Source organism: Streptomyces sp. DG2A-72 (genome assembly GCF_030499575.1).
Lineage (GTDB): Bacteria > Actinomycetota > Actinomycetes > Streptomycetales > Streptomycetaceae > Streptomyces.
The window spans coordinates 324,871-351,369 of record NZ_JASTLC010000001.1; the positions used below are offsets into that span (position 1 = coordinate 324,871).

Annotated in this window: 21 protein-coding genes and 4 pseudogenes; 15 read left to right on the forward strand and 10 right to left on the reverse strand. The window is 69.0% G+C overall.

Annotated features, from left to right (window positions below; translation table 11 throughout):
- Positions 1-34: 34 nt before the first annotated feature.
- Positions 35-607, forward strand: coding sequence for a GNAT family N-acetyltransferase (locus QQY66_RS01765; protein ID WP_301977238.1), 573 nt, complete (start codon positions 35-37; stop codon positions 605-607).
- A gap of 27 nt (positions 608-634) precedes the next feature.
- On the opposite strand, the gene QQY66_RS01770 is transcribed toward QQY66_RS01765, so the two are convergent.
- Positions 635-1,894 carry an SLC13 family permease gene (locus QQY66_RS01770; protein WP_301987109.1) on the reverse strand — a complete coding sequence of 420 codons (1,260 nt, stop codon included), beginning with the start codon at positions 1,892-1,894 and terminating at the stop codon, positions 635-637.
- Between the two features lie 131 nt (positions 1,895-2,025).
- On the opposite strand from QQY66_RS01770, the gene QQY66_RS01775 reads away from it, so the two are divergent.
- The 5 genes from QQY66_RS01775 to QQY66_RS01795 all read left to right on the forward strand — a co-directional run bounded on the left by QQY66_RS01775 (position 2,026) and on the right by QQY66_RS01795 (position 6,235).
- On the forward strand, positions 2,026-2,499 hold the full coding sequence (locus QQY66_RS01775; protein WP_301977239.1) for a carboxymuconolactone decarboxylase family protein: 474 nt from the start codon (positions 2,026-2,028) through the stop codon (positions 2,497-2,499).
- Between the two features lie 118 nt (positions 2,500-2,617).
- Positions 2,618-3,577 (forward strand): patatin-like phospholipase family protein, encoded by a 960-nt coding sequence (locus tag QQY66_RS01780; protein ID WP_301977240.1) that lies wholly within the window; start codon positions 2,618-2,620, stop codon positions 3,575-3,577.
- A gap of 11 nt (positions 3,578-3,588) precedes the next feature.
- The gene (locus tag QQY66_RS01785) at positions 3,589-4,815 is read left to right on the forward strand and encodes a macrolide family glycosyltransferase (RefSeq protein ID WP_301977241.1); all 1,227 of its coding nucleotides are present in this window, start codon (positions 3,589-3,591) and stop codon (positions 4,813-4,815) included.
- Positions 4,815-5,300 carry a hypothetical protein gene (locus QQY66_RS01790; RefSeq protein WP_301977242.1) on the forward strand — a complete coding sequence of 162 codons (486 nt, stop codon included), beginning with the start codon at positions 4,815-4,817 and terminating at the stop codon, positions 5,298-5,300. The genes QQY66_RS01785 and QQY66_RS01790 overlap by 1 nt, the downstream gene beginning before the upstream one ends.
- Positions 5,297-6,235, forward strand: a complete 939-nt coding sequence (locus QQY66_RS01795) for a hypothetical protein (RefSeq protein WP_301977243.1) — start codon at positions 5,297-5,299, stop codon at positions 6,233-6,235. The genes QQY66_RS01790 and QQY66_RS01795 overlap by 4 nt, the downstream gene beginning before the upstream one ends.
- 100 nt (positions 6,236-6,335) lie before the next feature.
- On the opposite strand, the gene QQY66_RS01800 is transcribed toward QQY66_RS01795, so the two are convergent.
- The 6 genes from QQY66_RS01800 to QQY66_RS01825 form a co-directional block, all read right to left on the reverse strand.
- The gene (locus QQY66_RS01800; RefSeq protein WP_301977244.1) at positions 6,336-7,265 is read right to left on the reverse strand and encodes a UTP--glucose-1-phosphate uridylyltransferase; all 930 of its coding nucleotides are present in this window, start codon (positions 7,263-7,265) and stop codon (positions 6,336-6,338) included.
- 433 nt (positions 7,266-7,698) lie between these two features.
- The gene (locus tag QQY66_RS01805) at positions 7,699-10,452 is read right to left on the reverse strand and encodes a cation-transporting P-type ATPase (protein ID WP_301977245.1); all 2,754 of its coding nucleotides are present in this window, start codon (positions 10,450-10,452) and stop codon (positions 7,699-7,701) included.
- A 428-nt stretch (positions 10,453-10,880) separates the two neighbouring features.
- The gene (locus tag QQY66_RS01810; protein WP_301977246.1) at positions 10,881-11,042 is read right to left on the reverse strand and encodes a hypothetical protein; all 162 of its coding nucleotides are present in this window, start codon (positions 11,040-11,042) and stop codon (positions 10,881-10,883) included.
- Positions 11,043-11,313: 271 nt separating this feature from the next.
- Positions 11,314-11,685, reverse strand: coding sequence for a cupin domain-containing protein (locus QQY66_RS01815; protein ID WP_301987110.1), 372 nt, complete (start codon positions 11,683-11,685; stop codon positions 11,314-11,316).
- Positions 11,686-12,265: 580 nt separating this feature from the next.
- Entirely contained in the window at positions 12,266-12,553 is a 288-nt protein-coding gene (locus tag QQY66_RS01820) for a response regulator transcription factor (RefSeq protein WP_301977247.1), read from the reverse strand.
- Positions 12,554-13,207: 654 nt separating this feature from the next.
- Entirely contained in the window at positions 13,208-13,939 is a 732-nt protein-coding gene (locus QQY66_RS01825; protein ID WP_301977248.1) for an alpha/beta fold hydrolase, read from the reverse strand.
- A 287-nt stretch (positions 13,940-14,226) separates the two neighbouring features.
- On the opposite strand from QQY66_RS01825, the gene QQY66_RS01830 reads away from it, so the two are divergent.
- The 7 genes and pseudogenes from QQY66_RS01830 to QQY66_RS01860 all read left to right on the forward strand — a co-directional run bounded on the left by QQY66_RS01830 (position 14,227) and on the right by QQY66_RS01860 (position 21,806).
- Positions 14,227-15,156 (forward strand): SDR family oxidoreductase, encoded by a 930-nt coding sequence (locus tag QQY66_RS01830; RefSeq protein ID WP_301977249.1) that lies wholly within the window; start codon positions 14,227-14,229, stop codon positions 15,154-15,156.
- Between the two features lie 53 nt (positions 15,157-15,209).
- Entirely contained in the window at positions 15,210-16,067 is an 858-nt protein-coding gene (locus QQY66_RS01835) for a helix-turn-helix transcriptional regulator (protein WP_301977250.1), read from the forward strand.
- A 286-nt stretch (positions 16,068-16,353) separates the two neighbouring features.
- The gene (locus QQY66_RS01840) at positions 16,354-16,827 is read left to right on the forward strand and encodes a carboxymuconolactone decarboxylase family protein (RefSeq protein ID WP_301977251.1); all 474 of its coding nucleotides are present in this window, start codon (positions 16,354-16,356) and stop codon (positions 16,825-16,827) included.
- A gap of 924 nt (positions 16,828-17,751) precedes the next feature.
- The gene (locus QQY66_RS01845) at positions 17,752-18,651 is read left to right on the forward strand and encodes an alpha/beta fold hydrolase (RefSeq protein WP_301977252.1); all 900 of its coding nucleotides are present in this window, start codon (positions 17,752-17,754) and stop codon (positions 18,649-18,651) included.
- A gap of 28 nt (positions 18,652-18,679) precedes the next feature.
- Positions 18,680-20,200, forward strand: a complete 1,521-nt coding sequence (locus tag QQY66_RS01850) for an MFS transporter (protein ID WP_301977253.1) — start codon at positions 18,680-18,682, stop codon at positions 20,198-20,200.
- Positions 20,197-20,953: pseudogene (locus QQY66_RS01855) on the forward strand (PIG-L deacetylase family protein). Before QQY66_RS01850 ends, QQY66_RS01855 begins: the two are co-directional and overlap by 4 nt.
- 169 nt (positions 20,954-21,122) lie before the next feature.
- Positions 21,123-21,806 carry an HAD family hydrolase gene (locus QQY66_RS01860; protein ID WP_301977255.1) on the forward strand — a complete coding sequence of 228 codons (684 nt, stop codon included), beginning with the start codon at positions 21,123-21,125 and terminating at the stop codon, positions 21,804-21,806.
- Here QQY66_RS01860 and istB read toward each other — a convergent pair.
- The 3 genes and pseudogenes from istB to QQY66_RS01875 form a co-directional block, all read right to left on the reverse strand.
- Positions 21,742-22,547: pseudogene (istB, locus tag QQY66_RS01865) on the reverse strand (IS21-like element helper ATPase IstB). The gene QQY66_RS01860 and the pseudogene istB sit on opposite strands and share 65 nt — an antisense overlap.
- A gap of 255 nt (positions 22,548-22,802) precedes the next feature.
- Positions 22,803-23,165 (reverse strand): annotated as a pseudogene (locus tag QQY66_RS01870) (DUF5134 domain-containing protein); the annotation flags it as partial.
- 56 nt (positions 23,166-23,221) lie between these two features.
- Complete coding sequence (locus QQY66_RS01875; protein WP_301987111.1) at positions 23,222-23,593, reverse strand: cupin domain-containing protein; 372 nt, start codon at positions 23,591-23,593, stop codon at positions 23,222-23,224.
- A 333-nt stretch (positions 23,594-23,926) separates the two neighbouring features.
- Here QQY66_RS01875 and QQY66_RS01880 point away from each other — a divergent pair, with 333 nt between their 5' ends.
- Positions 23,927-24,667 carry an SDR family oxidoreductase gene (locus tag QQY66_RS01880; RefSeq protein ID WP_301977256.1) on the forward strand — a complete coding sequence of 247 codons (741 nt, stop codon included), beginning with the start codon at positions 23,927-23,929 and terminating at the stop codon, positions 24,665-24,667.
- 112 nt (positions 24,668-24,779) lie between these two features.
- A pseudogene (locus tag QQY66_RS01885) lies at positions 24,780-26,189 on the forward strand (pyruvate dehydrogenase (acetyl-transferring), homodimeric type); the annotation flags it as partial.
- Positions 26,190-26,499 lie beyond the last annotated feature (310 nt).

Genomic DNA, 26,499 nt, shown 5'->3' on the forward strand with positions numbered 1-26,499 from the left:
TGCGTCGCGCTGAGGGCCGTGACATCGTGGGGCCATGACCATCGAGGTGCGCCCGGCTTCGGTCTTCGAGGATGTCCGTACGCTGCTCGGTCCCAAGTCACCGGGCGCCAACGTCTGCTGGTGCCTGAGCTACCGGATCCCGTCCAAGCTCAACAACGAGCTGCGCGGACCGGCTCGCGGTGAGTACGTCGCCGACCTGTGCCGCGGGAAGCCCGCTCCGGGAGTGATCGCCTACGACGGTGACGAGCCCGTCGGCTGGGCCGCCGTCGCGCCCCGATCGGACACGTCCTTCGCACGCAGCCGCAAGATCCCGCACGTCGACGACCTGCCCGTCTGGTCGCTGTGGTGCATCCGCGTGCGCCCCGGTCACCGGAAGAAGGGCGTCTCGCACGCCCTCATCGCGGGCGCGGTGGAGTTCGCCCGCGCTCACGGCGCACCGGCGATCGAGGCGTACCCCCTCGACAACGGCGACGCGAGGGTCGACATGACGATGGCGTACGCCGGAATCCGGAAGAACTTCGAACGCGCCGGGTTCACCCACGCCGCCGACACCACCTCGGTACTGGCCGGTCATCCCCGGGTGCTGATGCGACTCGACCTGCGCTGACCGGTCCGCAGGGCAAGCGAGGAGCCCTCACTCCCCCATGATCTTCAGCGAGGCCCACAAGGCGAGGGTGGAGGCCAGCAGGGCCAGGGGGACGGTGAGCAGGCCGAGGAGGGTGAACTCCTTGAGCCTGACGTCGTGATCATGGTGGTGGGCGATACGCCGCCACAGCAGCGTGGCCAGGGATCCGGCGTAGGTGAGGTTCGGGCCGATGTTGACGCCCAGCAGGACGGCCAGGATCGCGCCGGGCCCGGACGGTGCGGCCAGGGGCACAAGGGCGAGGACGGCGGGCAGGTTGCTGATCAGGTTCGCCAGGAGTGCGGCGAGCGCGGCGATGCCCAGCAGGGCGGGCAGCGTGGTGCCGTCGGGCAGGACATTCCCGAGGGCCTGGCCGAGGCCGTTGTCGACGACGGCCCGTACGACCACACCGAGGGCAAGGACGAAGGCGAGGAACGGCACGTCGGCGGAGCGAACGATCGCGGCCGGAGTCGTGTGCCGGCGAGCCAGGGCGCGTACGGCCATCACGGCCGCGCCGGCCGCCGCGGCCCAGGCCGGGTCGATGCCGAGTGCGGAAGCCACGATGAAGCCGGCGAGGGTGGCGGCGACCGTCACCAGCGCGAACAGTGGCAGCTCCGTAGGCTCATCCGCCCCCGTCGGATCGCTCGGTGCGTTGAGTTCGGCGGCGAAGAAGCGACGGAAGACGGCGTACTCGACGGCGATGGCCGCCAGCCATGGCAAGGTCATCAGCAACGCGAAACGCGTGAAGGTCAGCCCCGTCGCCGTGAATGCGAGCAGGTTCGTCAGGTTCGACACCGGCAACAGCAGGGAGGCCGTGTTCGACAGATGCGCGCCGGCATAGACGTGAGGGCGCGGCCGGGCCCCCATCCGTGCGGCGGTGGCGAACACGACCGGGGTCAGCAGGACCACGGTGGCGTCCAGGCTGAGCACGGCAGTGATCAGCGAGGCGAGAGCGAAGACCGCGCCCAGCAGCCTGTGCGGTCGGCGGCGGGACCAGCGGGCCATCCATGTCCCGCAGGCGCGGAAGAGGCCCTCGTCGTCACAGAGCCTGGCGAGCACCAGTACGGCGGCGAGAAAGCCGATCACCGGCCCGAGCCGGGCCGCCTCCTCCCGCACTTCCGCGATCGGGATCCCGCCGGCCGCGACCACGATGCCGGCTGCGGGTACCGCGAAGGCCGCCTCCGGCCAGCGAAAGGGGCGGACAACGGCGCACACCAGCACCACGACCAGCGCGGCGACGGACAGGGACTCGAGCAGCACAGCATCGATCATCCACAGGGCGCGTAAGGACTGGGTCACCGCCCCAGGTACCTCTGAGTGCCACACCACAGCCCGCTCCCTGTCACAGGCCGCCCGCTTCTTCGGTCAATGGTGTGTATCCGCCACTCGGCAAGGAGATCAGCATGGAATCGCGTCTCAACTACTTCGGCCACCCCCTCGCGGGCAAGGTGCTCAAGCACATCAACTCGGCCGGCAAGGTGGTTTCGGACTCCACACTGCCCCTCGCGACGCAGGAGCTGGTGAAGATCCGCGCCAGTCAGATCAACGGCTGTGGTTTCTGCACCGACATGCACACCAAGGACGCCATAGCGGCGGGAGAGACCGCGCAGCGCCTCCACCTGGTCGCGGCCTGGCGTGAGGCCAAGGTCTTCACCGACGCCGAGCGCGCCGCGCTGGAACTGGCGGAGCAGGGCACCCGCATCGCCGACGCCGCCGGCGGTGTCACCGACGAGGCCTGGAGCAACGCGGCGAAGTACTTCGACGAGGATCAGCTCGTCGCCCTGCTGTCCCTCATCGCCGTCATCAACGCGTACAACCGCATCAACGTCATCAACCAGCAGCCCGCAGGTGACTACCAGCCCGGCCAGTTCGGCTGACCGGCACCTGGCATCCATCGGTTCCCCGTTCGCCTGCCGACGGTGTCACACACTGTGTGGCCGCCTGGTCCTGGTTGGGAAAGCAATCCGTTCGGTGCCGTGGTGAGAAAGGTGCATCATGAGGGCTACCTGGCGCCAAGGATCAGGCGCATCGGCACGCTTCGTCTCCGGCGGAGGCGGCTCGTCGGCGGGCTTGCACGCCCTTCCCCGTCCCGTGGCCGTGGTCGTGGGCGCCGGTGGTGTGCTCGGGGCGGCGCATGTCGGTGTGGGATACGCGCTGGAGCAGCGCGGATTCGTACCGGACATGATCATCGGAACCTCGGTCGGTGCCCTCAACGGTGCCATCGCGGCCGCCCATCCCGACCGGGCCGCGCCGTGGCTGGACCACGTGTGGACCCAGTTGCGTCGCCGTGAGGTGTATCCGCTCGGCTATCTGTCATCACGGGCCAGCGTCTTCACCGATCGCGGCCTGCGTCGACTGATCGCTCGGGCCGAACTGCTGGCACGGATCGAGCAGTTGACGGTCCCGTTCACCGCGGTGGCCATGGACCTGGTCACCGGCGCTCCGGCGCTGCTCGACCACGGAGACCTCAAGTCCGCACTGCTGGCCAGTGCAGCCATTCCCGGGATGCTGCCCCCGGTGGATCGTGACGGCCGGACACTCGTCGACGGCGGGGTGATCGCCTATGTCCCGGTGCTGGCAGCCCACAAGGCCGGGGCAGCCAGCGTCGTGGTGGTGGCGACCGGGCCGGAGAGCTCGCCGTTGCCCACCACCCATCCGCGCCGACGCGCCAGTGCGATCGCCGCCAGGGCCGGGCTGCTGCTCTTGCACCATCAGATCGAGCGTGACCTGCACGAGGTGTCCCAGCGCATTCCCACTGTCGTACTGCCGACCGGCATCGAGTCCTGGCCCGCCCCGTGGGATTTCGGCCACTCCCAGCGCCTGATCAGCACCGCGTCCCTCACCGCGGGGCGCTTTCTCGACGGACTGCGCATCGACGGTCCGGGCCTGTACCGCGTCGACGACCCTTCGGTGCCGTCCGCCGGTCCGGGCGAAGCATCCACTTCTTCCACCTAGGGGGTCGGCCTGTGAGCACCATCGCTTTCCTCAACATCGCCATGCACGGGCGCGTCAACCCGACGCTGCCCATCGTGGCCGAGCTTGTCCGGCGCGGCCACTCCGTCACGTACCACACCTCACCCGCGTTCCGTGAAGAGATCGAGGCCGCCGGAGCCACGGTGTGCCTCTATCCCGGGGGCGACCAGCCGCTCCCCGATCCACCGACGCCGCTCACGCTGCTGGAGGGGCTTGCGGGCACCGCCGTCCGCTTGCTGCCCGCTGTCCTCTCCGATCTGCGCAGGGTCCGGCCCGACTTGATCGTCCACGACAGCGCCTGTCCGTGGGGCGCGGTCGCCGCCCGCGAACTCGGGGTGCCGGCGGCGTCGTCGTTCACCACGTTCGCCTTCAATCGGCAGGTGCCCAGCCCCACCGGCGGCTCGTGGGACATGCTGGCCGCGGCTGTGGCTCGGCCCCGCAGCCTCCAGGGGTACGTACGGTCCCGCTGGGCGCTGCACCGCCGCCACGACGCTCACGGGTTGCCGCTGCTCGACCTGGGGAACATCCGTCAGCCGCTCAATCTGGTCTACACCTCGCGGGCGTTCCAGCCTGCCGTCGAGGACTTCGACGAGTCCTACCGGTTCGTCGGCCCGAGCATTGGCGCCCGCCCGGCCGATCCCTCGTTCCCTGCCGAACGGCTCCAGGACCCGGTGCTGTACGCCTCGCTGGGCACCGTGTTCAATGCCGACCCGCAACTGCTGCGCACCTTCGCGACCGCGCTGGCACCGCTCGGCGGCACTGTGATCGTCTCCACCGGGCAGACCGATCCCGACGCGCTGGGACCGTTGCCGGCCAACGTGCTCGCCCACCGCTTCGTGCCGCAGCCGGAGGTGCTGGCCCGCGCGGCGCTGTTCATCACCCATGGCGGGATGAACAGCGTCAACGAGGCCATGTACGCCGGGGTTCCGATGCTGGTGGTGCCGCAGGGCGCCGACCAGCCGATGGTGGCCCGTCGCGTCGTCGAACTCGGCGCAGGCCTGTCGATCCGTACCCAGGACGTCGCCAAGGCCTCCGTGCGTGTCCTCGCCCGGCGTCTGCTGCACGACCCCGGGTTCGGGGCAGCCGCGAGCACTCTGCAGGTGGCCCAGCACGAGGCGGGCGGGTATACACGGGCCGCCGACGAACTCGAACGGTACCTGCGAGCGACCGGCTCGGTCCGTGAGTCGGTTCCCGTCGACCCGTCAGGCGAGGCTGAGTGATGTCATCAGTCGTCGTCCTGCTGCTGTTCGCCGGGCTGTCGGAGGCCGCCGGGCGCATCCTGCCCCTGGCGTCGCGCCGGCCCGGCATGTCGCGGACCTTCGTGGCCGGGTTGCTGGTGGCCGCGGGCCTCGTCGAGGCTGCCGTGTTCACGCTGTGGCCATTGACCGCGTGGACCCTGGCCGAAGTGGTGCTGTCCTCGCCGGCGCCGGGCGGCGAGTTGCGGTGGACGCCGGGCCTGGTGGCCCCGCTGGTGCTCGCTGCCGTGCTTGCGTTCCCCTTGCTCGGGCCCCTGCTCCACCTGCTGCTCTTCGTGGGGGTCGGCGCCGGTCTGGCCGGCCCGCTCGCGGCGGCGACCGGGCTCGGCTGGTGGGGCGCCGCCGGCTGCGTGGCGGTCGCCGGGGCCGCTCTCGGGGTCGCTGTGGAAGCCGTACGGCGCCTGGTCGTGAGGATCAGTGCGACCCGGGGACCAGAGGTGATCGCATGAACGACTTCGTGCTCTGGGTCTGCGCACTGGGGCCGGTGCTGCTCGCCGAAGCCCTGCTGGCCCGCTACGAGGTGCTCGCCTACAGCGCCGGCTGGCGGGCGCCGATCACTGAACTCCCGGACGGCGTGCCCTACGCGCGAGGCGCGGCCCCCGACAGTCCCCCGGCCGCTTACCTGGTCTACCTCGACGGTATCGGGAAACGCCGTGTTCGTGACACGCGTGACGGCGGCCAGCTGGTCAAGGCCGTGCTCGCCGGAGCGCCGGAACTGCGGGTGCTGGGTCAGGTGCAGCCGTACTCGCCGCTGGCCGACCCGCTCGCCGACCGGCCGGTGTGGGCGTGGCTGCGCCGTCGCATCGGGCTGCTGCTGTTCCTGCACAACGTCATGCAGATCTTCGTCGCCGCCGACCACCGGTACCGGCCCCTGTACAACCGGGCCGTCGGCTCCCAGATCGCCACTCAGCTCCGGCTCGCCGGCTACCAGCCCGACAGCGGCATCCCCGTGGTGCTGCTCAGCTACAGCGGCGGCGCGCAGGTCGCCACCGGCGCAGTCGACGAACTGCACACCCAGCTGCGCTCCCCGCTCCTGCTGATCACACTCGGCGGCTTCCACAACGGCGCCAACGACCTCACCCACGCCGAGCACGTGCATCGACTCACCAGCGCGAGCGACCGGATCGAGCGGGTCGGCACCTGGATCTTCCCTCAGCGTTGGCGCCTGTTCCGCCGCAGCGGATGGAACCGCGCCGCCCGCGCCGGGAAGATCACCGTGCATCGGCTCGACCCGGCCACTCACCTCGGGCCGCGCAGCTACATCAGCCCGGAGGGCCGGCTGCCCGATGGCCGCAGCTACCTCGACCACACCACCGACACCGTGATCTCGATCATCCGGGCCCGCCACGGTGCGACCACGGCGACGGACAGCCAGTCGACGTGAGAGCCGCGCAGGGACAAGCGTGCGTGGAACGACGTCGCCCCATACGGGGCACCCGTTCCGGGCCGCCCGCTGTGAGCGGCCCGGAACCAAAAGCGGCAGGTCAGGCGGTGGCTTCCGCTTGGACGGCGGCAGCGCTGTCGACGTCGAGTCCCGCGACCAGGCCGCGCAGTACGGGCCCGTACTCCGGGTGGGCGAGGCCGAACGCCATCTGGGCGACCAGGTAGTCGGCCGGGTTGCCGGTGTCGTACCAGCGGCCCTTGATGACCTGCCCGTACACCGCGCGGGTGGCGGCGTAGGCGTTGATGGCGTCGGTCAGGTAGACCTCGCCGGTCCTGTGCTCGTACCAGCGACGGGTCTGCTCGCGCAGTTCGTCGATGATGCCGGGGGTGACGACATAGCCGCCGATCGCCGCGTACGACGACGGGGCGGCGGCCGGCTCGGGCTTCTCGACCAGTCCGGTGATGCGCAGTTGGCCGTCGCCGAGGTCTTCCTTGACGATGGGCACGCCGTAGCGCTGGGATTCGGTGGGGTCCATCGGCAGGAGCGCCAGCACCGGGCAGCCGGTCTGCTCGTACGCGCGGATCAGCTGCTGGGCGCGGGGGACCTCGGCCACGAAGACGTCGTCGGGCCACAGCACCAGCACCGGCTCATCTCCGAAGGCACGGGCGGCGTTCAGCACCGGGGTGCCGTTGCCGTACGGGCCGTACTGGTCCAGGTAGGTGATGTGGCCCCGGCGGGCCAGCTCCGCGACCTCCTCCACCGCGTCCGCGTAAGCCGTCTTGCCGTCGGCGCGGAGTTGTTCGACGAGCGCGGGGTTGGGGCGGAAGTGGTCCTGGATGAGGCTCTTGCCGCCTGAGACGACGATGGTGATGTCGGTGATACCGGAGTCCACCAACTCGCGGACGGTGTGCTCGATGACCGGCTTGTCGCCGACCGGGAGCATCTCCTTCGGTGTCGCCTTCGTCAGGGGCAGCAGACGGGAACCGAGTCCGGCGGCCGGGATCACGGCCCTGCGAATCGTCGGGGACATCAGGTCTCTCTCGGTCGAGCGGCACACCGCACCGGCCGGCACGGCACACGCCGACGCTACCAACGCCTCCGCCGCCCCCGCCGATCGCCCGTCCCGCCGATCGCCGCCGTGAGCTGGGGTGCTGCCCGGCATCGCAGAGCTCCTTGATGGCAGGGGTGCGCGGGCCGCGGGTCAGAACAGGGGCGCGGAGCACGCTGGTGGGCACATCGGCCAGTTCCTGTCACGGACGTCGGCACCGGAACCGGGGGCGGGTCACGCCCGTTCCATGCCTTCCCCGCTGATGACGCGGCTCGCCTCCCTGCCCGCCGAGCACTACGCCGGCACGGCGTGCGAGAGATCGCCGACCAGCTGCACCAACCCCCAGCACTCGAAGCGCTGGAGCGTCCAGTGGGCCATGAGGTGCTGCGGAGCGGGTGCCGACCTTGGCGTACGGTCAGAACCGCACGCCCGCCTTGCGTAGTACCGGCCGTACGGCGCGCAGGACGAATTCGGCGAGGAGCACGGTGGACGCGGTGCCCAGGCACAGGGCCCATTGGGTCACGGTCAGCGGCACGGTCCCGAAGACCGTGTGTGCCCAGGGCAGGTGGACGACAACGACCTGTACGGCGAGGACGCCGGCCAGGCACAGCCACAGCGCGCGGTTGCGGAACTGCTGTCGGTCCAGCAGCGGGCCGTCGTCCGCGCGGGCGCTCAGGGCGTTGAACAGCTGGAACAGCACGAACGTGGTGAACGCCATGGTCAGGGCGGTGTCCGGATCGACGTACGAGCGGGCCACGGCGAAGAGCGTCACGGTACCCATGGCCATGACCGCACCGGCCCGGCCGATGGCGAAGAGCCGTCGGGCGTCCAGGATCCGCTCACGCGGATCGCGCGGCGGGTGGCGCATCACATCGTCACGGGCGGGGTCGACGGCCAGGGCCATCGCGGGCGGACCGTCCATGATGATGTTGACCCACAGCAGTTGGGCTGCCGTGAGCGGGGAGGGCAGACCGGCGAGGGAGGCACTGAACAGGGTCAGAATCGCGCCGATGTTGGTGGCCAGCTGGAAGCGGACGAACTTGACGATGTTGGCGTAGATGGCCCGTCCTTCGCGGACGGCCCGCACGATCGTGGAGAAGTCGTCGTCGGTGAGGACCACGTCGGCGGCTTCCTTGGCCACATCCGTGCCGGTGATGCCCATGGCCACGCCGATGTGGGCGGCCTTGAGCGCTGCGGCGTCGTTGACGCCGTCACCGGTCATGGCGACGATGTGTCCCCGGTTCGTCAGCGTCCGCACGATCAGGACCTTGTGCTCCGGGGCGACCCGGGCGAACACACCGATGTCGTCCATGCGCTCGGCGAGTTGTTCCTCCGTCATCCGGTCCAGTTCAGTGCCCGTCACGACGTCACCCTCGATGTCCAGCTCGCGGGCGATGGCCGCCGCCGTGTCGGCGTGATCACCGGTGATCATCTTGACGGCCACTCCAGCCATGCGGCACAGCGCCATCGCTTCCCGTGCCTGCGGGCGGGGCGGATCGGCGATCCCGGCGACCGACACCAGGGTCAGGCCGGGCAGCGCGGCCGGAGCGAACTTGCTCGGCGTGCCGTCCATCAGGGCGGTGGCCGCGCCCAGTACCCGTAGTCCGGTGCTGCCGAATTGCCCCGTCACGGCGAGGATCTCGTCCCTGTGCCCTTCGTCGAGGGCGCACGCACCGTCCTCGGTGAGGACATCGGTGCACATGCCCATCAGGACGTCGACCGCGCCCTTGACATGGACGCGGGTACGGCCGTCGGGTTCGGTGTGGAAGGTGGCCATGTACTTGGTGGCCGCGTCGAAAGGCAGCTCGCCCGTGCGGGGCAGCTCCGTACGCACCCAGTCGGCGTCCACACCGGCCTTGGCCGCCAGGACGACCAGTGCGGCTTCCGTCGGGTCACCGATGAAGACGCCGTCGGTCACGTGTGCGTCGTTGCACAGGGCAAAGGGAAGCACCGCGTCACGGAGGTCGTCGGTGGGAGACGTGTCGTCCGCACCATGGACGCGGACGGCGCCTGCAGTCCCGTACCCCTCCCCCGTGACGTCGTAGAGCCTGCCCGCGGTCCACAAAGTCCGCACGGTCATCTCGTTGAGGGTGAGCGTGCCGGTCTTGTCGCTGCACACGACCGTGGCCGCACCGAGCGACTCCACCGCGGCCAGTCGTTTGACGATGGCACCGCGACGGGCCATGCGGTGCACGCCGAGTGCCAGCGTCAGGGCCAGCACGGCGGGCAGCCCTTCGGGGATCGCGGCGACGGCCAGGGCCACGGCCTGCAGCGCGACGTCCGAGAGCGATTCGCCGCGGACCAATGCGCTCAGGGCATAGGCGACGACAGCGACTCCACTCAGCAGTGCCAGCCGCCGGCCGAGGCTGTCCAGTTGGACCTGGAGCGGGCTCGGCGGCTCGGTCCCGGTGCGCAGCGCCTCGGCAATGGCGCCGAGTTCGGTGCGCATTCCGGTGGCCGTGACGATCATTTCGGCACGGCCCCGGGTCAGTGCGGTGTTCATGAACAGCATGCTGGTGCGCTCGGCGAGTGCCACCGGGGCTGTCGAGGTGTGATCGACGGCCGTCACGCTTTTGGTAACCGGCTGGGATTCACCGGTCAGGGCGGCCTCGGCCACCTCGACCTTCTCCGCGACGATCAGCCGGCCGTCAGCCGGTATCCGGTCACCGGCCTCCAGCAGGACCACGTCTCCGGGTACAAGCAGCTGTGCCTCCACCACCTGCTCCGTGCCGTTGCGGCGAACCCTCGCCGTGGGCACCAGCATCCGGCGCAGCGCCTCCAGACTGTGCTCGGCACGCCGCTCCTGCCAATATCCGAGCACGGCGTTGACCAGCAGAACGAAGGTGATCACCACGGCGTCCCTGATGTCACCGATGGCTCCGGCCACCACGGCGGCGATGAGCAGGATGCCGATGAGCCAGTTGCGGAACTGGTCCAGGAACTTCAGCCACTCCGGGCGCCGGGCCGGTTCGGACAGCCGATTGGCGCCGTAGACCGCCGCGCGCTCGGAGACCTGCCCTGTGCTCAGCCCCACCCCCGGGTCGACGCCGAGCCGGTCCGCCACCTGGGCGGGAGCCTGCCGATAGGCGTCCGGCTCACCGGTGGGGGCCTGCGTCGCGGTGTCTGCGCGCGCGACCTCGCTCACGGGTTGCCCGTCCAGCGTCGTCATTGCTTCATTCCTTTCCGGAGCGGATCATCACGACGAGGCAGTTCGCGTGATGCAGGACGGGCTTGGCCGACCGAGCCCAGCAGCAGACCCTTGAAGCCGCCTCAGCGGCGGGCCCGGGACACGACCAGCTGTGCCGTCGGCACGTGCCTCGACGAGGGCGGCACGGACGCGTCCACGGACCAGCCGACCGGCCACTGGCACATCCGGGCGAATCGGCGGGGCCCCCGCATACCCGGTCGGTCCAGGTGTACACGTGCAGCGTCCGTGCGTACTGGTACTGCCAGAGCCAGTAGGGCGAACCACACCCATGCAGAGGGCCGCAGGCGACTGGCGTGTGGAGTACTGCCGCCGGGACGCCTGAAACCAGGTCACCACCGTGCGGACAAGCCGGTCATGCCCGACCTCACCCAGGCCGCCCACGCCAGAGGTCATTCGTCTGACGCTGCGTCGGTGGTGACTACCGGTTCCGTGGTCGCGTGCACCTCGTCGGACCCAGGCGGTGTCTCGATGACGTCGTTGTTCTCGCCGTCCTCTTCCTGCTGCTTTTGCAGGGCGAGTTCCCGGGCCGTCCTTTCTGAGTGCAGTCTCATTTCTGCCTCTGTCCGATGTTCGAACATCGTTGCCTCCTTTGGGCTGTGCCCTGCCGCGATATGCGGGAGCATCGGGGTATGCCGTCCCTGGCCCCGGCGTAGAGCCATGGACGGCAGTGGATGAGTCTTGCGCGCTGGTCCGGCGGGCGGCGGTCTGTTGGTGGCAGCACACGGTGTCGCAGCTCGTCAACTGCTGCGGCTGCGAAAGCACCGTCACTCGAGTGGGTCTGCTGCGGTCGAAGTCGACCTTCCTGAAACAGGAAGCGGCAGCTCAGTCCACAGGCCGCGGGGCGCGCAGGTGGGCCCGCTGTGCCAGTTCCTCCTCGGAGACCAGCTCGAGCATGGGCTTGCCCGGCGCGCACATCATTGTCACGGTGAACCGGGTTGGCGCATCGGCCAGTGCGTTGCCGTCCTGGTAATGGATGACGTCACCACCCGGCTCCCAGAACGTCCCGCCGGCCTCGACCACGCGCTCGGGCTCGCCCTCGAGTTCGAAGCGGACCGCGCCCTCGATGACGTACCCGAAGGCCGGCCCCGAGTGGCGGTGCGGAGGCGTTCCCAGGTCTCCGGGCTCCCACTCGACGAAGATGGTCATCGCCGAGGCACCCTCGGGGATGACGAGCGGCCCGGCGTCCTGCAGCATCTTCGCCGCCGTCTTCCACCCCTGCGACCGTGACTGCTCGCTCGTCCTGCTCACTGAGTCCGTGTCCGACACTGTGCTGCACCTCCATAGGTCCGCCCCGGAACGGACGAAAGATCGCCGCCGCACACTCCAGGGCTCACATAACCGTTTCGAAGTGATGACCGGGCACACGGTGCATCTGTGACAATGGCTTCGCTCAGCCTGCGCGGTCCGATGTTGTCGGGTGTCACCGTGCTCACCGCGTCCAGGGTGGAGGCCGAGACCTTGCCGCCTGTTCAGGCGGAGCGCTGCTTGGAGCCTTTGGAATGGCCGGGCCGTCCCCTGCGGGGTATGCCCCGCAGTCCTTCATGATCGCTCTGGCTACACACGACTTGCTCGGCGAAGCGGCCGACCCAGCACCCGTGCTTCTGGTCGCCGACGCACAGTGGCTCGACTCGCCGACTCTCGACGTTTTCGCGTTCATCGCCCGGCGGCTTGGGGCGCAACCCTTGGGAATGCTGTTCGGCATCCGCGACGGGCATACGGCCTCCCTGGACGCCGTTGATGGAGAACATTCGTGCCGATGTCGGACACCGGCAGTTCAGTCCGAAGCGCCGGACACCTCAGCCGCGGGCCGTTCCTCGTGGAGGGCGGCAAGCGCTGCGGCGAGCTTGCCCCGGCTGGTAATGCCCAGGCGTGAATAGATCCGGTACAGGTGAGCCCCGACGGTCCGGTGCGAGATGAACAGGCGCTGGCCGACTTCCCGGTTGCTCAGCCCCTGTGACGCCATCACGGCGACCTGCATTTCCTGGGCCGACAGCTGCTCGCTGGTGTTCGCGTGCCGCCGACTGCTTGACTCCCCGGCGGCGCGCAGCTGCTCGCGGGCCATCTCGGCACAGGGCTGCGAACCGACCCGGTCGAACTCGTCGCGGGCGCTGCGGGGGCCCGGGCGTCCACGTTGCGGAGCTGCCGACGTAGCCAGCGGGGGCGCGCAGTTCGTGGATCGGCCGCGCCGCGTCCTCGGTCTCACCGCGCAGCGCTGCCACCAGGCCGGGCGTGGCTTTCATGCCCAGCCAGACGATCCATTCTCCGGCCTCCTCGGCCAGGACGAGCCCTTCGCCGGACTCTTCGCGAGCCTGGTCGAGCTGACCGAGGTATACCTGCGGCCTGCTGCCGGCCGGAGAGCGGGCGAGCAGCCCGAGCCTGCCTTGCGATCGTCACGCCGTAGCCGTCGGCGACAGGGACCGGGCTGCGCGGGTGAGACCGCCCATGACCATCGCGGGCGAAAGCGGCGCCGACTGCTCTCTGCGTCAATACGGCCATGCGCCGGGCAGAGGAAGCGTGGCGGCAAGCACTGGCCACCCGGACTCTTGCCGACATCCGCGCGGAGATGGGCAGCAGCCCGGATCTGCGGAAGGTCGACCGGTCCGCGTTCGAGTGAGTGTGCTCAACGGTCGTGGGCCCGCGCACCGTCTGTCTCACCGTCGGCGGCGTCCCGTACAACGGCCGGGCCCGCGGCCAGACGCATTCACGGCCTCACGCATCAGCCGCCTGCGTACGCGCCCCAGTGCGCCTCAAGGGCCGCGGCGACCTCGGCCGGCCTCTGAAGCGGCGGCCAGTGGTTGCAGTCGAGTTCGGCGACCTTGGTCGCGCGCACGGCTGCAGCGAGCTTCACGCCGAACTCGATCTGGCAGGCCGGATCGAGCACCCCCCAGAACACCAGGCACGGCGCGGACACCTGCGCCAGCCCCGGTTCCCACTCCGCGCCCATGGTCACTGCAGAACGGTAGAGCTTGAGGATGCTGTCCTTCATCGGCCCATCCACCCGACCGACCATCTCCCTGGCCAGCTCAGCGGGAACGTCGAAGCCCGCCACCAGGTCGGCGAAGGACTCCGGCTCCAACTCATCCATGAAACGGTCGCCCGCGGCCTGGTCCTGCCAGATCTTCGCGAGCGGATGCCACACGTACTCAGAACTGATCGGCCCGTTGCCGCCGGCCCACGTACGAACCAGGTCCGGCCGTACGGAAGCAACCCGAGCGGTGAAGATACAGCCCCAGTCGTGGCCGACCAGGTCCACCGACTCACCGATCCGCTCCAGCCGGTCGATGAGCCAACTGACGTATTCCTCCTTGGTGGAGCCGAAGCCGTCCGGGCGCGGTGCCCCGAACCCGGGCAGGTCCCAGGCCTCCACGTCGGTCCGGGTGAGATACCGGCGTACGCCGTCCCACACGTGGTGGGTGTCGGGGACACCGTGGATCAGGATTGCAGGCATGGAAGGGACCCTTCATCGATGATTGAATCTCCGACAGTCGGCCTCCGGGGTGACTCCTGTGAGCGGAACGGCCGAGTCACGCAACCATGTGCCGGGGCGGTCACATTGACCATACCGTGAGGGAACAGCACCGTGTCACACAGTGTTGATGCTCATGTCCACTCCGGACCCCTACAACAGCACCGGGTTCAGCCATGCCCTCCCGATCCATGGTTGAGCGCCACATGGATCGGCAGGCTCCGGTCACGGACTCTGGTGCAAGGGGACCACACGACTGGGAGCTTGAGATGACTGCAGTAACCGTGCCCGACCTGCGAGGAAAGCTCGCCGTCGTGACCGGAGCCAGCGACGGCGTCGGCCTGGGACTGGCCGAACGGCTCGCTCGTGCCGGCGCCGAACTCGTCCTGCCGGTGCGCAACGTGGCCAAAGGTGCCGCCGCTGTGGAACGCATCCGTGCGAGCGCGCCCGAGGCGCAGATCTCCACACGCGTCCTCGACCTGGCTTCGCTGGCGTCGGTCGAAACCCTCGCTGACACGCTGAACACGGAAGGCAGACCGATCAACCTCCTGATCAACAATGCCGGCGTGATGGCCCCGCCGGTCCGGCACACGACAGAGGACGGGTACGAGCTGCAGTTCGGAACCAACCACCTCGGCCATGTGGCACTCACCGGGCGTCTGATGCCCTTGCTGCGCGCCGGTCGGGCTCGTGTGACCACCATGACCAGCACCGCCGCACGCGGCAGCATCAACTGGGACGACCTGCAGAGCGAGAAGCGATACTCGCCGGTGCGGGCCTACGGCCAGTCCAAGCTGGCCAATCTGCTGTTCGCCCTCGAGCTGAACCGGCTGAGCACGGCAGGCGAATGGGGCATCGTCAGCAACGCCGCTCACCCCGGCACGACACTGACCAATCTCTACGCCTCCGGGCCCAACCTCGGCCGCGCCCGCCCCGCACCCCATGAGGCGATCATGAAGCGGTTCGCACGCTGGGGGATCTTCGTGCAATCCGTCGACGCCGGTCTGCTTCCCCCGCTGTACGCGGCCACGAGCCCTGACCCACGAGGCGGGCACTTGTACGGCCCTGACGGTCTCGGCCAGTTCACCGGCGGCCCCAAACAGCTGGCGATCTACAAGTCGGCCCGGAGCGAGGCCGACGCGGCCCGGCTCTGGCAGATCTCCGAGCGCCTCACAGGCATCACGTTCGCGGCCGTCTGAGTCAGCTGCCCGTTCACGGATCCGTTTCGACCGAAACCGAAGAGGACAGCGCAATGGCGGACAGAGCCGAACTGGCGGCCTTTCTCAGAGCACGGCGTGAGGCCCTCCAACCAGAGGACGTCGGACTCCCGCGCGGGCGCCGCCGGCGTACCGGAGGGCTGCGCCGGGAGGAGGTGGCGGCTCTGTGCGACATGTCGGCCGACTACTACACCCGCCTTGAACAACCGCATGGGCCGAATCCCTCGGAGCAGATGCTCGGCGCGATCGCACGCGGTCTGCATCTGTCTCTCGAGGAGCGCGATCACCTGTTTCAGATCGCTGGTTACGCCGTCCCCCGACGGGTCCGGCGCGGCGACCACATCAACCCGGGGATGATGCGCATCCTCGACCGGCTGGAGGACACTCCCGCGAAAGTGGTCAACCACCTGGGCGAGACGCTGAAACAGACCCGGCCGGCCGTCGCGCTGCTGGGCGACGAGACAGCTTTCACCGGACTGGCTCGCAGTCTCCACTATCGCTGGTTCACCGATCCCGTCTCCCGGCTGACCCATCCCAGCAGCGACCACGCCGGACACAGCCGCCTTCTGGTGGCGGATCTCCACGGCGCCTACGCGCGCGACGGCTGTGACTCACGCACCGCCGAGCTGGTCGACACACTGCGGACAGCCAGCCCCGAATTCGGAGCGCTCTGGTCCGAGCACCCGGTGATCGGACCCTACTGCGCCCCGAAGCGCTTCCAGCACCCTCAGTTGGGACTGCTGGAACTCCATTGCCAGACACTGGTCGACCCCGACCAGGCGCAGCGACTCCAGGTCTTTACCGCGGTGCCCGGTACGGAGAGCCACGCGCGCCTGCAGCTCCTCTCCGTGCTCGGCAGCGATACGGTCCAGCGACAGGTTGAGTCCCTTTAACGGCTTTCTACGCCGAGGATCGCCATCACAACGTACGGCAGTGTGGCTGCAAGAGCGGTGAAGGCGGCATCGCGCCCGGCAACCGGACGGTTGCCGACGAAACTGAGGCTTTCCGGTCACGCAGCATGGCGTTCTGTGACTGCTGCTGGGCTGGATGCGGCGCGGGCGGCCGGTGTGTCGTCGGTCGCCCGCGTGGCGGAGACACACATCACACGCGCCCTCGTGTCACATTTTGCCGGGCCGACCGGTCAATAGTGCGTATCCGCAACCCGGCTAGGAGATCGCCATGGATCCTCGTCTCAACTACTTCGGCAATTCCCTCGCGGCCAAGGTGCTGAAGCACATCAACTCCGCGAGCAAAGTGGTGTCGGACTCGGGGCTGCCGGCCGCCACTCAGGAGCTGGTGAAGATCCGTGCCAGCCAGATCAACGGCTGCGGCTTCTGCACCGACATGCACACCAAGGACGCCACCGCGGCCGGTGAGACATCGGTGCGCCTCAACCTGATCGCCGCATGGCGGGAAGCCACGGTCTTCACCGAGGCGGAGCGCGCCGCGCTGGAACTCACCGAGCAGGGCACCCGGATCGCCGACGCGGCCGGTGGGGTCACCGACGAGTCCTGGGCGAACGCCGCCAAGCACTACGACGAGGACCAGCTCGTTGCGCTGATCTCCCTCATCGCCGTCATCAACTCCTACAACCGCATCAACATCATCACCCAGCAGCCCGCCGGCAGCTACCAGCCCGGCCAGTTCGGCTGAGCAAGACATCCGGCCCGGCCGGACACATACTGTCCGTCTCCACGCCGCCCCGGCCTCAGGCGTGGAGACGGACTGCGGGCTCCAGCCAGTTCCACTGAGCCATGCAGCCGGCTGCGCCTCTCTCTTCGGGACGCGGTACTACGCCTCCTTTCTTCGCGATGCGGTCTCGAACTCGCCCCCGAAAACGAAGGCGAGTGCACTCCCGCGGGCCGGCTCGGCGATCCCGAGGACGTCGCGCGCTGGATCCTGCGCATCGCCGACCCGCAGGGAACGCACGTCGCCGGGCAGGTGCTCACGGTCGACGGAGGGCGCGAACTCGTCTGATCTGCCTGCGGTTGCGGCCCTCGCGCTACCGGCCCCGGACAGTGGGCGAAAGGGACACGGCGTTTCCGGAGACCGCCATGCTCTCTCTGCGCCGTCGACCAGACAGTAGGGCGCAACCACAACAACGTCACACGCAGGGCCGTGCGCAGGGCCACGCCCGCCCAGAGTTCGTGCACAAGGGTCCTTCATTGCATGGGCGATCTCCTTGACGGTCGGGCGGCGATGGGTCCGGGGCCGCCCGCGCCGCCCCGCACCCCGCCTGTCACGCCGGAGACTGCTGCTCGGTCTTACTTGTCACACCGTGTTCAGTCACCCGACAAGGCCACCGGCCCGCGACACCGTCTGCAGACCGCCTGCGTGCTCTCCCTGGACACAGCAGCCCGTCCGTTCTCGCGTCACGCCTTGCCGGCCCGCAACCAGCCCGTACACGCACCGGATCACGGAGGAGCTTCCAGGATGGACCGCCACGCGCTCTCCACCACAGCACCAACCACACCACCCGCCGCTTCCCGCCGGGCATACGCCTCCGGCTCCACGACGCCACAGGCAGCGGACCCCCCAGCAGTCACGCCACTCCAACGGCTCGCCCCTCTGCGGCACGTGCGAACCGATGCCCTGGACGTGGCCTACTACGAAACAGGGCCGCAGAACGGCGACACCGTGCTGCTCCTGCACGGGTTTCCCTACGACATCCACAGTTACGCGGACGTGGCTCCGCTGCTGGCTGAACAGAGCTTTCGGGTCATCGTCCCCTATCTGCGGGGGCACGGTCCCACAACGTTCCTCTCCGAAGTGACACCCCGCGCGGGCCAACAGGCCGCTTTGGGCGCCGATGTCATCGCCCTCATGGACGCCCTGGGCTTGGAGAAGGCCTATGTGGCCGGATACGACTGGGGAGGCCGGGCCGCCTGCGTCGCCGCGGCGGTGTGGCCCCGGCGCTGCCTCGGCCTCGTATCCGTCAACAGCTACCTCATCCAGGACCTCAGTACGGCGATGACGCCCATCGCTCCCGAACTGGAGGCCGGGTTCTGGTACTTCTACTACTTCCTCACCGAGCGCGGGCAGGCCGGTCTTGCCGCCAACGCCAAGGACGTCGCCCGCGTCATCTGGACCCGCAACTCCCCCAAGTGGCATTTCAGCGACGAACTCCTGGACCGAGCCGCCGAAGCCTTCAGGAACCCTGATTACGTCGACATCGTCATCCACTCCTACCGCCACCGGCTCGGTTTCGCTCCCGGTTTCACCGAGTACGAGAAACTCGAGTCCCTCCTCGCCCGGCAGCCCGAGATCACCGTGCCTGCCGTCACGCTGGACGGTCTGGCCGACGGGAACTTCCCGGCGACGGACGGTACGTCCTCCGCCCACCACTTCATCGGCCCCAGGCTGCACCGCCAAGTGAAGGACGCAGGCCACAACCTGCCGCAGGAACGCCCCCACGCGTTCGCAGCCGCAGTCCGTGATGTGAGGCTCCTGCGCCAGGAATACGCAGCTCGCTACTGAATCCGATTGCTGACGCCGGGACTTCGACATGGACATCTCTTCGCACGAGCAACCCACCGCGCGCATCGCAACCGCCCGCGGCAGATGGATCCTGCTGGCCACCGTCCTGGGCTCGAGCTTGGTGCTCCTGGGTTCGACGACCACCATCGCGCTGCCGCACATAGGTGAGGACTTCTCGGCCGACCTGGCAGCCCTGCAGTGGATTGTGAACGCCTACATGCTGACCCTCGCCGGCCTGATCCTGCTGGGCGGAGCGCTCGGTGACCGCTTCGGGCGGCGCCGGATCTTCGTCCTGGGTGTCGTGTGGTTCGCCGCTGCCTCTCTCCTGTGCGGTCTGGCCGCCGACACGGGCATGCTGATCGCCGCCCGCGCCCTGCAGGGCGTCGGCGGGGCGCTTCTCACCCCGGGCTCGCTGGCCCTCATCGAGGCGTCGTTCCATCCGGACGACCGGGCCCGCGCGGTCGGCCTGTGGTCGGGCTTCGGTGGCATCGGCGCGGCAGCCGGCCCCTTCCTCGGAGGCTGGCTGGTGGACGGGCCCGGCTGGCGCTGGACCTTCCTGCTGAACGTTCCGCTGGCTCTCGCGTGCGTCCCGATCGCCCTTCGCCACGTACCGGAGTCATTCGGCGCGCCCCCACAGACTGCCGCAGCGGACACCGCACACCGGCAGCGTGGCTTCGACGTCTTGGGGACCGTCCTCGGGGCGCTCGCACTCGGGCTGGCGACGTACACGCTGACCGAGGCCCGCGACGGAGGTGCCATGATCGCCGTCACGGCGGCCGGCGGTGTGGCGGCCGGCATCGCGTTCGTTCTCGTCGAACGGCGTCGCCCCGATCCGATGATGCCGTTGACCATTTTCGCCTCCCGCCAGTTCACCTCGATCAACCTGATCACCCTCTGCTTGTACGCGGCGTTGGGCGGGTTCTTCTTCCTGACCGCCCTCCAACTCCAGATAGTCGTCGGGTATTCGGCGCTCGAAGCCGGCGCCGCCATGCTGCCGACCACCGTCCTCATGCTGATCTTCTCGTCCCACTCGGGTGAACTCGCCCAGCGCCTCGGTCCGCGCGTTCCGCTGACCGCGGGTCCCCTCATGTGCGCGGTGGGAATGCTGATGACGCTCCGTGTCGGCACCGGCGCGTCGTATTTCGTCGACGTTCTCCCCGCCCTGCTTGTCATAGGGACGGGGATGGTCATCTTTGTCGCTCCGCTGACCGTGACACTCCTGTCGTCCGTGGACGACAGGAACGCCGGGCTCGCGAGCGGCATCAACAACGCGGCGGCCCGGGCCTCCGGACTCGTAGCCGTAGCGGCGCTGCCGCTGCTCGCCGGCATGGGACCGGACGCGTACCGCTCAGGCACAGCCTTCGACGCGTCGTTCAGCCGGGCGATGCCGCTGTGCGCAGCCAGCCTGGCGATCGGAGCCTTGCTGGCCTTCATGACGCTGGGAAAGACCTCTGCGGTCCGTCACCGGGCTCATTGGCGAGCCCACGGCTGGTTGACGGAACCGCCTCTGGCGCCGCGGCTCTCGCACCATCACGGGAACAATCGATGAACGCAGGTACTGTGTCCGATTCGCCTCTCCCGCAACTGCGGCCGATGCCGACCGACTGGCGGCGTGCCCTTGCCGTGGTGGCCCATCCCGATGACCTCGAATACGGGTGCTCGGGCCGCAATCGCCTCCTGGGTCCAGGACAGCCGTGAGATCACCCACGTCCTCGCCACGCGCGAAGAAGCGGGCATCGACACGCTGACGCCGGCCGAGGCCGGACCCCTGCGGGAGAAGGAGCAGCGTGCCAGTGCCGCCGCCGTCGGTGTCGGCGCGGTGGAGTTCCTCGACCACCGGGACGGCGTGATCGAGACGACGTCCCCCTGCGCCGCGACATCGCCGCTGCCATCCGCCGTCACCGGCCCGAGCTGGCGATCACCCTGAACCACCGTGCGGCCTGGGGCCCGGGTGCCTGGACCACCCCGGATCACGTGGCTGTGGGCCGCGCCGTCCTCGACGCCGCGGCGGACGCCGGCAACCGCTGGATCTTCCCGGAACTGACCGAACAGGGACTGCGCCCCTCGAACGGCGTGCGGTGGGTCGCCGTCGCAATTCCCCGAGCCCACCCACCCGGTGCGCGCGGACCGGGACCTTGAGCAGGCGGTGCAGTCGCTGCTGCGGCATCACGCGTACATCGAGGCATTGACCAACGAAGATCCCGAGACGTACGCGCGCCGTTTCCTCACCGCCGTCACCTGCGCGCACAGTGCGCGGTTCGGCGGGAATCAGGCCGTCGTCTTCGAACTGTTCACCCGGTGACCGGGGTACACGGGTGGGTTCGGCAGTCTTCGATGGCCCCGGAGGACAGTGTGAGTTGGCCCCACTTGGCGATCCCATGCCATGATCTGACAACGGGAATTGGCCCCACCTCGCCGAGAGGATGGGGCCGGGGTCGGGTGGGTTGTGGGAGTTGGGCCCTGTGCAGAGGTTGGCACTGTTCGACCTGGACAACACCCTGATCGACCGGCAGCTTGCTTTTTCTGTGTGGGCGGCGGAGTTCGCCGACGAGCGCGAGCTCGGAGGCGGGGCAACACGTTGGCTGATCACTGCGGACAGGCATGGAGCCCGGCCTCGTGACCAGTTCTTTCACGAGGTGCGGGAACACTTCGCACTGGCAGAACCGGCCGACGAGTTGTGGGCCTCCTTCCGCGCCCGGATGCCGGACCTGGTGCGGTGTGAGCCGCAGGTGCTCGATGGCCTGTCGCAGTTGCGGGCGTCTGGCTGGCGGGTGGGCATCGTCAGCAACGGCATGGCCGACAACCAGCTGATGAAGATCGAACGGTCCGGGCTGGGCGAGCGGGTGGACGCCTGTTGCATCTCCGGCGAGGTCGGCATCCGCAAGCCGGACGTCCGGATCTTCCAACTGGCCGCTGAACGGTGCGGTCGGGCCTTGGCCGAAGGCGGTTGGATGATCGGCGACAATCCCGAGCATGACATCGCGGGCGGCCGTGCCGCCGGGCTGCGGACGATGTGGGTCGGCGGGCAACGCGCCTGGCCCGGAGGCGAGTTGCCCGCTGACGGGACGGTAGTGGACGCGGCGGCTGCGATCAGTCTTCTGCTGGATGAGTCTTGGCACGGGCAAGACGGTAGGAGTCGGTCCCGGCCTCGATGATGTTGCCGCCGAAGGTGAGCCGGTCCATGATCGCCGCGCAGAGCCGGGGATCGGTGAAGGTCTTCGTCCATCCTCCGAACGATTCGTTGGAGGCGATGGCCACGGACGCCTTCTCCTCCCGCTCGGTCAAGACCTGGAACAGCAGTTCGGCGCCGCGGCGGTCGAGTTCCATGTAGCCGAGTTCGTCGATCGCGAGGAGATCGACGCGGCCGTAGCGGGCGATGGTCTTGGTCAGCTGGCGTTCGTCGGCGGCCTCGACAAGTTCGTTCACGAGCTTGGCGGCCAGCACGTAGCGAACCCGGAAGCCGGCCTCGCGGCCTCCGTGCCCAGCGCGATGAGCAGGTGGGACTTGCCGGTGCCGGAGTCCCCGATCAGGCAGAGTGGCTCGCCCTTCTTGATCCATTCGCAGGAGGCGAGGGTGTGGATCGCGGCCGGGTCGATTTTCGGGTTGGCGTCGAAGCCGAAGTCCCGCAGGGCCTTCTGGCAGGGGAAACCGGCTGCCTTGATCCACCGCTCGGAGCGGCGGCGGGCCCGGTCGTCACACTCGGCGATCAGCAGCTCGGCGAGAAAGCCGCGATAGGTCATCTGCTCGCGGGCAGCTGCGCTGGCGACGTCGGGGAACTGGGCCCGGATGGTGGGCAGCCGCAGCATCCGGCAGGCGCTGTCGATGGCGGCGTCGGCGGCCTGCTCGGTCAGACCCCGGTGGCGTTGAGCACTCGCGGTGGTTCTCCCTTGGGACAGGCGGTGGCGGGCCGGTGCCGCAGCAGCGCGTCGTAGGCGGCCATCGACGGCAGCGGCCGGGTGTCGGCGGGCAGCCGGGTCGGCCTGCGGGCGGTCAGCGAGGTCACTCGTACGTGCGTGGCACATCCACGGAATGTAAGGAGTTTGTTGAAGATGTCGTAGCCGGAAGACCGCGTTGGCGGTCTGCGACTGCTCCGCGACATGGCCGAGTTGCGCGGCTTGGTGCACCGCCGGAAGGCCCTCGGCCAGGGTCTCGTGCGAGGAGCCCGCCGTGGAGTGCGTCATCCAGGCCATCGCGGCCATCCCGGCCGCGTACGGCAGCCTCCGTATGGCTGCGGCCGGCCACGGCCCTTGGCGGCGGCCGATCGCGGTCAGCGCGAACCACAGTGCGGCAGCCGCGAAGAAGGCCGTCTGCGGCGCCTGCGGCAGCATGCGTCCCCAGCTCCACGGCATCACCGCCATGGCCAGGGCCATGTCGGTGTGCAGGAGATGGTCGATCCGGTCGCGCCGTCCGGAACTCCGTGACAGGACGCCATGCCGCAGCGTGTGGACGGCCCCAGCCGTGAACAGCGCTGTCAGCATGCGGTACACGACGTCAGGAGCAGTCATGCCTGTCATGCCCTCCCCGGAGCGGATGGGGTCCCTTCGTAACCGGCCTGTACGGCCTGGTGGCGTCAGTCGGTGGGCCGCGGGGCGCGCAGGTGGGCCCGCTGTGCCAGTTCCTCCTCGGAGACCAGCTCGAGCATGGGCTTGCCCGGCGCGCACATCATTGTCACGGTGAACCGGGTTGGCGCATCGGCCAGTGCGTTGCCGTCCTGGTAATGGATGACGTCACCACCCGGCTCCCAGAACGTCCCGCCGGCCTCGACCACGCGCTCGGGCTCGCCCTCGAGTTCGAAGCGGACCGCGCCCTCGATGACGTACCCGAAGGCCGGCCCCGAGTGGCGGTGCGGAGGCGTTCCCAGGTCTCCGGGCTCCCACTCGACGAAGATGGTCATCGCCGAGGCACCCTCGGGGATGACGAGCGGCCCGGCGTCCTGCAGCATCTTCGCCGCCGCCTTCCACCCCTGCGACCGTGACTGCTCGCTCGTCCTGCTCACTGAATGATTGTCCGACACTGTGCTGCACCTCCATAGGTCACCGCGCCACCGTGCCCGCACATCGTTCGACGAACGCTGTGATCGTGTGTTCTGGCCCCATGACCGGTCTCTCAGTGATGACCGAGTGCCCCGTGGATCCGTGACACGGCTGAGCAGTGTCACAACAACGGCACGAGCCCTGTCGTAGGTGTGGTGGGTTGGTGGCTGACTTCACCATCACCGTCACCGTCAAGAAGGCACCAGTGGGGTCACCGAAACCCCCGACAGGAAGAGACCCAGATGAGAGTCGTTGTTGCGGGAGCCACCGGGCGGATCGGCTCCAGGACTGTGGCCAGGCTCCGGGATCATGGTGTGGAGGTTGTGCTTGTGTCACGCGGTGGTGGCGTCGACGTCACGACCGGGGAGGGGCTCACCCGGGCCCTGCGCGGCGCCGACGTCGTGGTGGACGTCACCGACGCGCCATCCCGTGGGCAGCTGGCGAGCCTGGAGTTCTTCGGCACCGCGACCGGCAACCTGCTGGAGGCCGCCGCATCGGCGGGCGTCGAACATCACGTGGTCCTGTCCGTCGTGGGGGCCGAGCGTCTGCGGGCGGGGTACTTCCGTGCGAAGGCGCTGCAGGAGGAACAGGTGCGGCGTTCGCCGATTCCCCATTCCGTCGTGCGCGCCACGCCGTTCTTCGAGTCGGTGGAGTACATGTCGCGCCCCGCGACGTACGGAGACGTCGTGCATGTTGCGCCCGTGCTGACGCGTCCCGTGTCGGCGGACGATGTGGCCGCTGCGATCGCTCATGTCGCCGTGGGGGTACCGCTGTTCGGCACTCTCGAGGTCGCCGGCCCGGAGGAACACCGTCTCGACGACCTCACCGCGAAGCTGCTGGCCGCGCGGGGCGACATGCGTGAGGTGGTCGCCGATACACACGCCCCCTTCTTCGGTGCGGAGGTCGGGGAGCGGACGCTGCTTCCCGCGCCGGACGCCCACTTGGGGCACGAAACGTTCGCCCAGTGGCTCGCCCGGCGGTGACCCCTCCATGTGATGCGCGCCTTACGGCGCACACACTGCCGGCGGGCACCGGAAGCACGTCCGCGTCCGCAGCCGGCCCCTCCCCTCCCCACGCCCTGACAGGAAGGCTGCCATGAGTGATCCGGACCGGCCCGCAGAGCTCTCCGCGACGAGTGAGCTCGACCAGCTACCCGACCGTGACGCCGAGGAGACCGCGGAATGGCAGGCATCACTCGATGCCGTCATGAGGAATGCCGGGCCAGAACGGGCGGTGTACCTGCTGCGACGTGTGCACGAGTACGCGGCCAGGTCCGGGATGACCTTGCCCGGGCTTCTGTCCTCGGACTACATCAACACGATCCCTGCGGCCTCGCAGCCGACCTTTCCCGGTGACATCGCCATGGAGTCCCGGATCACCGCGCTGAACCGGTGGAACGCGGCGGCGATGGTGACGCGCGGCTCGCGCCTGGGCCTTGGCGGTCATATCTCCACCTACGCGTCGGCGGCGTGGCTCTACGAGATCGGGTTCAACCACTTCTTCAAGGGCAAGGAGGGGGATGGCTCAGGCGACCAGCTGTACCTGCAGGGGCATGCCTCGCCGGGTATCTACGCCCGCGTGTTCCTCGATGGGCGCCTGAACGAGGAACAGTTGGACGCCTTCCGGCGTGAGGCCGGCGGCCACGGACTGCCGTCCTACCCCCACCCCCGGCGTCTGCCGTGGCTGTGGGAGTTCCCGACCGTGTCCATGGGCCTCGGCCCGCTCACGGCCATCTACCAGGCCCGGTTCAACCGCTATCTGCACGCCCGGGGCATCAAGGACACCTCCGCATCGCGGGTCTGGGCCTTCCTCGGGGACGGGGAGATGGACGAGCCCGAGTCGATGGCCGCCCTGGCGCTCGCCGCCCGTGAGGGTCTGGACAACCTCACCTTCGTCGTCAACTGCAACCTGCAGCGCCTGGACGGCCCGGTACGGTCGAACTCCAAGATCGTTCAGGAGCTCGAGACTCGGTTCCGCGGCGCCGGCTGGAACGTGGTCAAGTCCCTGTGGGGCAAGGCCTGGGACCCGGTGCTGCAGCAGGACACCACCGGCGAGCTCGTGAAGCGCCTCGGCGAGGTGCCCGACGCGCAGATGCAGACGTACGCGGCACGGGACGCCGCCTACATACGCAAGCACTTCTTCACCGGCGACGCTCTCTCCGGCATCGCCGCCGGACTGAGCGACGCCCAACTGGTGGAGATGTTCGAGAACTCGCGCGGCGGGCACGAACCGCTCAAGGTCTACGCCGCCTACCGGGCCGCCCTCGAACACCGCGGGAAACCCACCGTCGTCCTCGCCCAGACGGTGAAGGGGCACACGCTGGGACCGGACTTCGAGTCACGCAACGCCAACCACCAGATGAAGAAGCTCACGATGGCGCAGTTCCGTCAGATGCGCGACGTTCTGGAGCTTCCCATCCCGGACAGCGCGCTGAGCGGCGACCTGGTGCCGTACTGGCACCCCGGTGAGGATTCGCCGGAGGTGCAGTACCTACGTGACCGGCGACGTCGTCAGTTACTCCGACGGCGGCGGAGTGCGCGGCGCGTCGAAGATTCCGGTCATCGGACATCCGCACGTCTCCAAGTACCTCGTGGCCTTCGCTCCCCGGTTCTGGCCCCAGATGGACATTCGGTGGGTCGAGGCCAATGGACGACCGGCTGTTCTTGTCTCTGATGAATCCGGCCAAGCTGTTGCCCTACGTGACGTCCTTGAGCGACTGAACGCCCAGCGCGTCAGTCGGGGAACCTGCGCGGCCCTGGAGTGAGGTGCCGGCTGTGTCACGAGAGAGGTGACTTGCCGGTCAACTAGCTATCCG